This window comes from Spirosoma sp. 48-14, assembly GCF_001898575.1.
Taxonomy (GTDB): Bacteria; Bacteroidota; Bacteroidia; order Cytophagales; family Spirosomataceae; genus Spirosoma.
This window is the reverse complement of sequence record NZ_MKUD01000036.1, coordinates 64,890-75,340: the sequence shown is the minus strand read 5'-3', so window position 1 is coordinate 75,340 and position 10,451 is coordinate 64,890. Positions and strand designations below refer to the sequence as shown.

Here is a 10,451-nt window from a genome sequence, read left to right as displayed (position 1 = left end):
TTAGCTCCCGTAGTGGCATCAACGGCGTAGAGCGTGCCACCCGCTCCTATATACACGATACCGTTGACAACAAATGGGGATGAGCCCTCAGGGCCACCATCGGGGGTAGTAAACTCCCATTTTTTCACGCCCGTTTTGGCATCGAAGGCGTAGAGTTTATTCGTGCCGGGATTGTTTCCAAATGCATTTGCACCAATATAAACGATGCCGTTGGCGAGGGTCGGAGACGAATTGACACTCAAGCCACTAGCAAACGTCCACTTCATAGCGCCCGTCTGCGCGTCGAAAGCCATAAAACCATTGTATTCCGAACCTGCATACAACAGTCCGTCTACGACCGCCGGCGACGACTCCGAAATACCTATATCGGGCTGATGCCATTTCAGCGCACCCGTTGCGGCATCCAGGGCATGAAGCCCCGACATTCTACCTGAACTACCACGAATGGTGGCATAGACAATCCCATCGACCACCGTTGGCGAAGCCTGCCAGGGATATACATCATCATGCTGATACGCCCATTTCCGGGAACCCGTTGCGGCATCGAGGGCGTATAAGTGATGTTCGCCCCCATAATACAGCAGCCCATCAACCACCATCGGTGCAGCAAAGGGCTGAAGTAGGTTAATGGATGACGGATTAGACTCCCACTTTTTTGTTCCCGTTTCGGCATCCAGGGCGTAAAGCTTTTTGTCCCAACTGGCAAAATACACTACATCATTCACTACGGTCGGTGTTCCATTCACAGCATCGCCTGTAGTGAACTGCCACTTTTTTGCTCCGGTCAGCGCATCTATGGCGTATAGATTACCATCCAAACTGCCGATATAGACCGTACCGTTGTTGACGGGCTTCGCTACTGATACACTCGCCGTATACGCCTGCGTACTGCCATCTTCGGCAGTGACCGTATAGGTTACAGCTTTCGAAAAATCCTGTACCGCGCCTGAGGCTGGCGACACCGTCGCCTTGTCGGAAAGCGTAATGGTTGGTACCAGTTTCGTCACGTCTGTACCCGACGTAACAGTGGCCGAAATGGTTTTGGCCGTGGCATCAATCGTTCCAGTAACTGCTGGACTAAGGGCATTAAATGCAAAAGTTGTAATGGATTTGGCCGAACTCTTGGTGGCTGGCGTGGTTGTCCCTCCACCTGGCGATGGAGTATCCTCTGTTTTCTTACAGGAGGCAACCCATAACAACAATAGGCAAAACAGCGTGGAAAGAAGCGGAAATGAGGGTTTCATTGATTTTTTGATTTTCTGAATGACAGAGCAGATTTTTTAGCGCCCATCCATAGAGTTTGCAGCGAACTCCAAATGAACAGGTCAAAGGTCCGCATCCATGTCTGCTGCCGAAATCCCGGATTTTTATGATTTTATATCCCTGAATTCTAGGATATTGTCGTACTATGTTAACCCAGTCTTCCAGATTGGAAATTAAGCTGGCCTTAGTATGTTTGTTCGTAATCCACCATTCTATGAAGAAGTTACTAATTGTCTCATGCCTCTTCGCTCAGGTCTGTCTGGCGCAGACGAGTCAGATCGATAGCCTGAAACAGGGTCTGGTAACTCTACAAAAACAACCATTGAGTCGAGACAGAGACTCTGTTGCTTGCTATTTTAATAAGAAGCTAATGGAAGCCTATACCGATATACAGGTAGACTCGGCTTTACAATACAATGCGGCCTTAATCACCCTCTGTCAGCGTCAGCATTTTCAACAGGGATTAGTCAAGGCGTATATCTATGCTGGCTATTTAAATCGAGTTAAAGGTGCTGATTTTGAGAGCATCAGGCTATTGTATAAAGCTTTACTAATTGCTGAGAAGCAAAATGACAATCGCCAGATCGCCTATATTTATTACTCGATAGCCCATTCTTATTACAACCTAAACAACTATCGAAAATCACTTAATTTTTGTGAGAAAGGTTTAGCCCTGCTCAAGAAATATCCTGATATACAAACAGAAATGGAGATTCTGAATGTATATGGATCAAATTACAAACAAAGAAAAGAGTATACGTTAGCACTCAAGCAGTACCTAAAGTTTTACAGCATTGCCAAAGCCAGCAGAGAACGCTGGTATGAAGCACAAAGTTTACATGAAATAGGTTGGGCCTATGAGGGACTTGATCAGTTAGATAAAGCCGCCGTGTATTATCAGAATGCGTTGAAACTGGCCCAAAGTACGAAGAGCTTTGATCTGGAAAGTAGTATCCTGCTCAATCTGATAGGCTTATTTATGAAGCAACACAAATGGGAAAAAGCTCTTCAATACAGCCTGAATGTACAAAAGCAAAGTGTGACTATGAAAAACACATCTACGCTACTTGAAACCCAGGAGAAATTACATAGAATTTACAAAAAATTAGGAAGAACCCGTGAATCGTTAGAAGCCTACGAGCACTACATTACTTTAAAAGATAGCCTTAACCGGGAAACCACCGAAGCCCGAATAGAGACATTGCAGGCACAATATGAAAATGTACAGCATGAGAATACGTTAAAAAATCAACAAGTACAACTCTTATCCCAGCAGAACAAAAACCAACAATTAGCGCAAACGCGCAATAGTTTATTTGTGGGCTTTTTGGGTATTCTGCTCGCAACAGGCTTATTATTCTGGAACAATCGAAAATTACAAGCCAAAAACAGACAAATAAATCAGCAAAAGATTTTACTCGAAAATGCTCAGGAACAACTAGCCGGTCTGAACCAGTCATTAGAACAAAGGGTGCAGGAGCGTACTCGTGAACTTTCAGAGGCCAATTCGGAGCTTGTACGCAAAAATGAGGAAATAAAAGAGGCTCTGTTTAAAGGGCAAACTATTGAACGTAAGCGGGTTGCGATTGAACTACATGACAATTTGAGTAGCTTACTAAGTGCTCTTAATATGAGTATTCAGGGAATTAATCCGAAAAGTTTACCAGAGCATGAGCAAATAATTTACCAGAATATCAGGCTAATGATGGGGAATGCCTATGCTGAAGTGCGTAATATATCACACAATATTTTACCTAACGATCTCGAAAACGAAGGGCTTTGCAATGTACTGACCAAGTTAATTTCCAAGTTGAATACAAATGCTTTAATCCACTTCACACTTCATACCACCTTGCCAATAGAACGACTGCCTTCTATAATAGAATTCAATTTATACAGTATTGTTCTGGAATTGATAAATAACGTCATCAGACACTCACAGGCTACGGAGGCACTTATTCAGTTACATCAAACCTCAGCAGATGTTAAACTGACAGTACTGGACAATGGGCGAGGAATTCAACCGAAGTTCGAACAGGGTATCGGGTTACAAAATATTCAGAGCCGACTCGATGCGTTGGGAGGAACCTTTCAGGCTATGGCCAACAAGCCTTTTGGGACAATAATCAGCGTTCAAATTCCGGTTTAATGTATGGCATCAAATCTAGAATTTGAACGCTACAGCCAACTGATCTAACGCTAGTTAATTTGCCTTAAAAACAACGACTTCAGTAACTCGCCCAAATTCACTAATCTCGACTCTAAAATCAAGATGTAAGATCGATTCCGGTACTGGTGGGTCAACAACCCCCGGGGGCTTTCCTCCCGGTACTTTATCAGGGCCAATAATAATAATCTCTTCAACAAATCGGCCAGTTCCTTCTTTCAGGACACTAATCGCTTCGGCCGAATAAGGTATAAATAGGTTAGCAAACTGGATTGGTTTGCGCCCAACGTTTGTTTGAAATACCTCCTGGCTAACTGGTAGTTTCGTCGATATCTTAAACGTAGCATCCTTGCCCGAGGCTAAAGGAAAAAGAAAATTTTTAGCTTTATCGCGGCTAACAAAGCCTTGAATGTGAATATATTTTCTCTTCCCATCAAATGGTTTTTCAGATTCCTGGTCCATGAAATTCTTGTGGCTATAGAGTTATGAAAAAATTAAACAAGCTGATATTTAAGGGCATATTTCACCAGGCCAATCGTAGTCTGAACGCCTAGTTTTTGCATTAAATGCTTTCGGTGCGTTTCTACCGTGGTCGGGCTAATGAATAACTTTTCGGCAATCTGCGTACCCGAATACTCCTGAGCAATTAGTTTCAGTACGTCCAGTTCGCGTTGGGTAATGGCAATCTTTTGGGGCTTATCAACGACGGGGGCTAATTCCAGACCTGTTTCGTTAGCCAACTGCATCAGTACTTGCTGGCTGTAAAATTTGTGCCCTTTTTCGATCATCGTCAACGCCATTTCCAGTTCCGATCGCTCAGCACTTTTTAGTACATAGCCATCGGCCCCAGCGCGTACTGCTTCCTTTATGGCCTCCGGTTGGTCGGCCACTGTCAACAGACAAATTCGTACATGGGGGAAGCGTTCGCGGAGCTGAAGCGTCAATTCAATACCGCCCATTACTGGCATTTGCAGGTCAGAAACTACCAGGTCAATATTGGATTCTATTTCCAGTGAGGTCAGTACCTGCTTGCCATTGGTATGTTTAGAAACCACTTCAATACCTTCAATGCTCGACAGAAGCAGTGCTAAACTATCCAGCAATATCCGGTGGTCTTCGGCAAGTAGAATACGCATGGCTATTTATGTAACTGGTACGACCGCTGTAATTTGAATGATAAATATCCAAAAACCTAATTCTATATACATCTAGCTCAATAGCCTGCTCTGGGCACTTGTTACTTTATGGCTATTGGATAACAGTACAAAGTTGTGCGTTTGTGGGCCGAACGAAAATCCTTAAAATTGACGATTTCATATCCTAGAATTTGAGGATATTCAGTCCGGTTGTGACAAACAAAAACGCCCGACAATTTTTGCCGGGCGTCCTGTAAATGGCATTATGGGTTTATTCTTCGCCTAATTTACTGACCAGTATTTTATCAATCCGGCTTTTATCCATGTCCATAATTTCGAAGCGGTACCCATGCCATACGAATGACTCGCCCGTTTTGGGAATGTCTTTCAAAATATGCAACGCAAACCCACCGAGGGTGTCGAACCCCGTCAGTTCACGCTTAGTCTGTGCATTGATATTAATTGAGAAATACGACAGGAAATCTTCAAACGGTAATTGCGCATCAATCAGGAAACTGCCATCCTCACGCTCGCGGATTTCGTAATCAGAATTGACATCATCATTAATATCACCAACCAGCACATCCAGAATATCGTTGAGTGTGATAATACCCAGTATCCCCCCGTATTCATCGACAATGACACCTACGTACTGGCGCCGTTCCCGAAAACGCTCCAGCACCTGATACGCCCGGTTGTTTTCAGGAACAAATAAGGCATCCCGCTTAATGTCGTTCAGGCGCATCAGTTCGGTATCCAGGTCTTTCCCCAGAAAATCTTTGGAATAAATCAGGCCAACTACATCATCGACCCCGCCGTTACAAAGCGGATAGACAGAGTGCTTGTATTCCAGTATTTTGGCTTTGTTCTCGGCCAAGTCATCTTCCAGATCAAGATAAACGATTTCCTGCCGATTGGTCATCAATGAGGTAACCTTACGGTCGCCAAGCTGGAAGACGTTCTGTACAATTTCCTGCTCAATTTCTTCAATAGCTCCTCCCGTAGTCCCCTCCTGAATCAGGCTTTTGATTTCCTCTTCCGTTACGGCACTTTCGTTGGGTTTGATATTGAGCAACTTAAGCAGCAAATCGCTGGAGACGGTCAGTAAAGCAATAAAGGGCGAGGTGAGCTTCGACAGGAAAATCATTGGCCCGGCCATCGTTTTGGCAATTCCCTCTGGGTTCGACAGACCAATGCGTTTGGGAACAAGCTCGCCAAACACCAACGACAGATACGTTAACAGAAGCAGTACCAGCACAACGGCAATCGAATGGGCATACGGCTGTAGGAAGGAAACCTGAACCACAAAGTTCTGAACATCGTCTGTCAGTTTGTCGCCCGAAAAAATACCGAGCAAAATACCGATCAGGGTAATCCCAATCTGCACAGTCGACAAAAATCGATTGGGAGAGTTCGACAGATCGAGCGCCACCTGTGCCCGACGATCACCGTTTTTGGCAGCGGTTTCTAATTTAGACTTGCGCGAAGAAACTAAGGCAATTTCCGACATCGAGAACACACCGTTCAGGATGGTTAGTAGCAGAATTATAAGGAGTTCCACAAAGGAAGAAGGTTGTCCTGTTGCAAAAATATAGAAACTGAACTGGTTTGCAACAGTTTTGACCATACGACTGACCGTCCATTTTACTACTTTTACAGTTCGAACCGCCTATGCTCTGATGATTGTTTTCATTAACGACCAACCAATTCGGCTCATTGGTCCCAAAGCCGCTGCTCAACTGACAGGCTCAACGTCGTCTTCTCAACCCTCTTTTACGGATTATGATGAAATTGTCGATGCTCGTTTAGAGGCTCTTAGAGCAGAATCTCTACATGGGCACCTGTTGATTCTGAATGCCAACCCGGCAACCGTCAGTAAACTTCTTACACTACTTCAACGGTCAGAGACGAGTAACCTGCTTTCTGTTACTTTGGGCTGCCTGGATAAAGAAGCCTGTGAAGAAGCGATAAAAAAGCCGTTTAAAGTGATTAAAGCAGCCGGTGGGGTTGTTTATAAGGACGATAAGATTCTGCTGATGTTCAGGCGAGGGGTCTGGGATTTGCCCAAAGGGAAATTAGACCCAGGTGAATCGTCAAAAGAAGGGGCAGTGCGTGAAGTGGAAGAAGAAACCAATGTAGAGGTGGCAGTTGGGGAACGCATCTGCACGACCTGGCACACCTATACGCTCAATGGAAGCCGTATTCTGAAACGTACGCGCTGGTATAGGATGGCTGCTCTCGATGATAGCCGGATGACCCCACAGCAAGATGAAGATATTGAAAAACTGGCCTGGCTCAACTGGCGCGAAACCAAACTGGCTTTGACAAATTCCTTTAGCTCCATCCGTTACGTCATCGATGAAGCGGGCAGAGAGCAGAAAGTGGAGTAGTCAGCAGCAACGGGTTCATTGTGAAAAGACCTGAGTTGTTTTCACGATGATAGAACTCCTAAAGCGACAGGGTCAACTCTACAGGGCTCAAAGGATCTCTGTGGTTGCCAGTTTTCTGTTGGTAAGCATTCTGTTCCCCATGTAAACTGCTTACCATTCGCTCATAGATCATAGAATTAAGTCAGGTGATTCCTGGGATCATCAGTTCGACAATGCCCGTTTTGCGGAGATATTTCTCCGCAAAAAACGGGCATTGTCGTAGTCGACAGCTAACCTGCAAATTCATTCGGAATATACAAAATACAACGTTTTTTTTCCTTACCTAATCAAGGTGCTCTCCAGGCGTATCAAATGTGAATCAGGTTAATGCGTTGAGGATAGTTTCATAAGAATGAGGCCACACACAATTAAAATAGCCGCGATTATTCGAATAAAGCTCACCTGCTCGCCCAGAAACGCAATGCCCAATATAAAAGCGCCAGTGGCTCCGATGCCCGTCCAGACGGTATAAGCGGTGCCAAGGGGCAAAGAGCGCATGGCTAAGGCCAGTAGGGCAAAACTGCCCAGCATAGCAACAATAGTAATAACAGAAGGTGTTAGGCGAGTGAAGCCCTCGGACTGTTTCATTGAATACGCCCAAAGAATTTCTAATAAACCGGCCAATACCAGCAAGATCCAGGCCATGACTAAACTTGTTAACGATTTAGCCGGGCCGTCCCGATTTTGTTCTCACCGTGAGGGAGGTCGTCCTCCAACTCTGCACGAGCAGCAGTCTTTATTTAGAACTGATGCATAAGGTAGCAAGTTCCTCTGGCCCTATCAAGTCCAACAATCCGTGTTGTTCATTGCCCGCTGACAGGCACCAACCACGCAAATTGCGAACTAGCTATCTTGCCCTATATTTATTATCCTGAAAACAACCCGCGCCCCCGGTTGAGAGGTTCGGACATCTATCTAACGAAGTCTGGTCTGCGGACCTGAACCCTGTCAGTATATCTTACCAGCTTTACTTACGCAGACGGCTCCCTGTCGAACCTGCTGACTGAACTGACGGGGCGTCATACCCAGAAAATGGCGAAAATCCCGAATCAAATGACTTTGGTCGTGGTAACCAAACTGATCGACTATACCCGGCCAGTCAACAGCATTAGGAGCACGTTGAATCAGGTATGTCATCACATGTTTAAATCGCAGAAAACGGGTTAAATCCTTCGCTGAATAGCCCAGGTTAGTTTGGAAATAAAGCTGAATGCTGCGGGCCGATAAACCCCGGTCCGCAGCGATCGCTTTCACCGGGTCAACGACATTTTGGTTAAACAACGGAACACTATTGATGATCGTGTCAGTCGATTCTCTTCCGAATTTGAGGTGAGTCAGTATATACGAACTAATTCGCTGTAGTCGATCGGCAAGAGTGGTCATGTGTGAAAGCTCCTCCCAAAGCGTATCGAAAACCTGCGAGTTCAGCACATCATTGGCACCCTGCCATTCATCCAGCCGGAACTGGTGCATGGGCTGGCCCAATAGCCGGTAGAATCCATTGAGCGTAAAATTAACGACAATCAGATCGCCCCCCGGTGGCAGTTCGTATCGCAGCAGGGTTTGTACTGGCCCCAGCACAACTGTTCTATGAACCTTAAAAGCCCGTTCATCCAACTGTACAGAAATGGCCGGACCGAAATTGAACGCGAGCAGCATCTCGTAGTTGGGTAGTAACTGCTGGACTAGTCTGTGTGCATTAGAGTCTTGCTGCACACAGTAAAAATGGCTAAAAATCGTCGCCAGCCGCTCGTCGGCTTCTACGAGCTGACTACTCGTGGGCGCTGACATTTCGTTTTCGTACAATTTTAGCTGACTCTCAGACTGGACCTTTGTCGCGTTCATAATAATCAAAAGACGAAAGTAGATGGAAACGACAGAAAAATCAGGTTCAAAGGCAGTCAATCAATATGCAGTTCCTGTACTCATAACTGGTGCCACGGGCAACGTCGGCCGCGAACTAATTAACACCCTTTCCGGGCAGGGGGTTCGGTTTCGGGCAATGGTGCGCTCTCGGACAGATGCGAAGTTTTTCAGCCAATTGCCAGGCGGGGACGCGGTATTGGGTGATTTCAACGATCCGGCTTCCCTGGCTCAGGCGTTGCAAGGCATCAGGAAAGCGTTTTTGCTTACGCCCTCCTCGAAGCAAGCCGAAGTACAGCAGTTGCACTTTGTAGAGCAGGCACAGCAAGCGGGCGTGCAGCACATCGTCAAACTCTCTCAGTTAGCGGCTGATGTACACTCTCCTGTGCGTTTTTTACGGTACCATGCAATAGTTGAGCAAGCCATCCAACAGTCGGGTATGGCGTTCACGTTTCTGCGACCCAATCTTTTTATGCAGGGTCTATTAGGATTCCGTCAATCCATTGCTGAACAGGGCGAGTTTTTTGCTGCTATCGGCGAAGCCCGCATAAGTATGATCGATGTGCGCGATATAGCAGCCGTGGCGGCTGTAGTCCTCACCCAAGCCGGCCATGAAGGAAACGTGTATACGCTAACAGGGCCGCAAGCTTTGAGCCATACCGACGTCGCTGACCAGCTAACGACGGCCTTAGGGCACCCAGTCCAATTTGTGGATATTCCCCCAGCCGTGATGCGGGCCGAACTGACAAAAGCCGGCTTCCCCGACTGGCAGGCCGATGGGTTGATTGAAGACTACGCCCACTACGCTCGCGGAGAGGCCGCGCTGGTTAGCCCGAGTGTGCAGGAAGTGACGGGGAAACCACCTCGATCATTTGCGCAGTTCGCCCAGGATTACGCACCCATATTTGGATAAAAGTATGCGACAACCTGCTTTTAAAAACAGTTGCAGATGCATGTCCCCCCCTCCGTCAATACCATTTATAGCAGATACAGAATCTGTTAGCTACACTAGCAAACTTTTTAGCGATTTGAGATCAATCAAAGCAGGCATTCATTTGCACCAAAAACCCTTTAGGGCTACGATTCACCGGGCTATCATCCTGACTACTACTATCACTTTACCAGATGCAAATCATCTAATGGATAGGGCAGGAATTCGTTGACATGCTGGCCATACCGGTGCAGGTCGCGAATAATACTCGAACTGATGGGGGCCAGATGGGGGGAGGTAATCAAAAATACCGTTTCGACCCCTTCGTAAACGTATCGGTTAACTTGTGATATACCGTTCTCGTACTCAAAATCGGTGGTATTACGCAATCCCCGTAGCAAAAACCGGGCTCCCACTTCCCTGGCCACAAGCGCCGTCAGACCGTCGTAACTAATGACGCGTACGGCCGGTTCGTTGGAAAAGGCTCCCTCAATCAGGCGAATCATCTGATCGAGCGGAAAATAGCGCTCTTTGTGAGCGTTGCGCCCAATACCAATCACGATCTCATCGAACAATCGTAAGCCCCGCAGCACAATATCTTCGTGGCCTTTCGTAAATGGGTCAAACGAGCCAGGAAACAATGCAATTCGTTTCATAAAGAG

General features: G+C 46.3%; 10 protein-coding genes. 3 read left to right on the top strand and 7 right to left on the bottom strand.

Going from position 1 to position 10,451, the window contains the following annotated elements:
- The coding region (locus BGO59_RS18895) for a PQQ-binding-like beta-propeller repeat protein (RefSeq protein ID WP_293685594.1) at nucleotides 1-1,244 on the bottom strand (1,244 nt) is incomplete at its 3' end.
- Between the two features lie 233 nt (nucleotides 1,245-1,477).
- Here BGO59_RS18895 and BGO59_RS18890 point away from each other — a divergent pair.
- Nucleotides 1,478-3,412, top strand: coding sequence for an ATP-binding protein (locus BGO59_RS18890; protein ID WP_293685592.1), 1,935 nt, complete (start codon nucleotides 1,478-1,480; stop codon nucleotides 3,410-3,412).
- A gap of 54 nt (nucleotides 3,413-3,466) precedes the next feature.
- Here the strand turns inward: BGO59_RS18890 and BGO59_RS18885 are convergent, their stop codons facing one another.
- From BGO59_RS18885 to BGO59_RS18875, 3 genes are all read right to left on the bottom strand, one after another.
- A complete protein-coding gene (locus BGO59_RS18885; protein ID WP_293685590.1) occupies nucleotides 3,467-3,892 on the bottom strand; it encodes a hypothetical protein in 426 nt (141 codons plus the stop codon).
- Between the two features lie 32 nt (nucleotides 3,893-3,924).
- Nucleotides 3,925-4,566: a response regulator transcription factor gene (locus BGO59_RS18880; RefSeq protein WP_293685589.1), complete on the bottom strand. Its 642-nt coding sequence runs from the start codon at nucleotides 4,564-4,566 to the stop codon at nucleotides 3,925-3,927.
- A 271-nt stretch (nucleotides 4,567-4,837) separates the two neighbouring features.
- Complete coding sequence (locus BGO59_RS18875) at nucleotides 4,838-6,127, bottom strand: hemolysin family protein (RefSeq protein ID WP_293685587.1); 1,290 nt, start codon at nucleotides 6,125-6,127, stop codon at nucleotides 4,838-4,840.
- 118 nt (nucleotides 6,128-6,245) lie between these two features.
- Between BGO59_RS18875 and BGO59_RS18870 the strand changes: the two genes are divergently transcribed.
- Complete coding sequence (locus BGO59_RS18870; protein WP_293685585.1) at nucleotides 6,246-6,956, top strand: NUDIX domain-containing protein; 711 nt, start codon at nucleotides 6,246-6,248, stop codon at nucleotides 6,954-6,956.
- Between the two features lie 363 nt (nucleotides 6,957-7,319).
- Here the strand turns inward: BGO59_RS18870 and sugE are convergent, their stop codons facing one another.
- Both sugE and BGO59_RS18860 read right to left on the bottom strand, forming a co-directional pair.
- Nucleotides 7,320-7,640: a quaternary ammonium compound efflux SMR transporter SugE gene (sugE, locus tag BGO59_RS18865; protein WP_293685583.1), complete on the bottom strand. Its 321-nt coding sequence runs from the start codon at nucleotides 7,638-7,640 to the stop codon at nucleotides 7,320-7,322.
- Between the two features lie 303 nt (nucleotides 7,641-7,943).
- A complete protein-coding gene (locus tag BGO59_RS18860) occupies nucleotides 7,944-8,786 on the bottom strand; it encodes a helix-turn-helix domain-containing protein (protein WP_293685582.1) in 843 nt (280 codons plus the stop codon).
- A gap of 76 nt (nucleotides 8,787-8,862) precedes the next feature.
- On the opposite strand from BGO59_RS18860, the gene BGO59_RS18855 reads away from it, so the two are divergent.
- Nucleotides 8,863-9,771 carry an SDR family oxidoreductase gene (locus BGO59_RS18855; RefSeq protein ID WP_293685580.1) on the top strand — a complete coding sequence of 303 codons (909 nt, stop codon included), beginning with the start codon at nucleotides 8,863-8,865 and terminating at the stop codon, nucleotides 9,769-9,771.
- 200 nt (nucleotides 9,772-9,971) lie between these two features.
- On the opposite strand, the gene coaD is transcribed toward BGO59_RS18855, so the two are convergent.
- Entirely contained in the window at nucleotides 9,972-10,445 is a 474-nt protein-coding gene (gene coaD / locus BGO59_RS18850; RefSeq protein WP_293685578.1) for a pantetheine-phosphate adenylyltransferase, read from the bottom strand.
- Between the last annotated feature and the right edge of the window lie 6 nt (nucleotides 10,446-10,451).

Excerpts from the sequence above, each read along its gene's own strand:
- coaD (WP_293685578.1), bottom strand. The coding sequence starts at position 10,445 with ATGAAACGAATTGCATTGTTTCCTGGCTCGTTTGACCCATTTACGAAA.
- BGO59_RS18860 (WP_293685582.1), bottom strand. The coding sequence starts at position 8,786 with ATGTCAGCGCCCACGAGTAGTCAGCTCGTAGAAGCCGACGAGCGGCTG.
- sugE (WP_293685583.1), bottom strand. The coding sequence starts at position 7,640 with ATGGCCTGGATCTTGCTGGTATTGGCCGGTTTATTAGAAATTCTTTGG.
- BGO59_RS18870 (WP_293685585.1), top strand. The coding sequence starts at position 6,246 with ATGATTGTTTTCATTAACGACCAACCAATTCGGCTCATTGGTCCCAAA.
- BGO59_RS18890 (WP_293685592.1), top strand. The coding sequence starts at position 1,478 with ATGAAGAAGTTACTAATTGTCTCATGCCTCTTCGCTCAGGTCTGTCTG.
- BGO59_RS18885 (WP_293685590.1), bottom strand. The coding sequence starts at position 3,892 with ATGGACCAGGAATCTGAAAAACCATTTGATGGGAAGAGAAAATATATT.
- BGO59_RS18880 (WP_293685589.1), bottom strand. The coding sequence starts at position 4,566 with ATGCGTATTCTACTTGCCGAAGACCACCGGATATTGCTGGATAGTTTA.
- BGO59_RS18855 (WP_293685580.1), top strand. The coding sequence starts at position 8,863 with ATGGAAACGACAGAAAAATCAGGTTCAAAGGCAGTCAATCAATATGCA.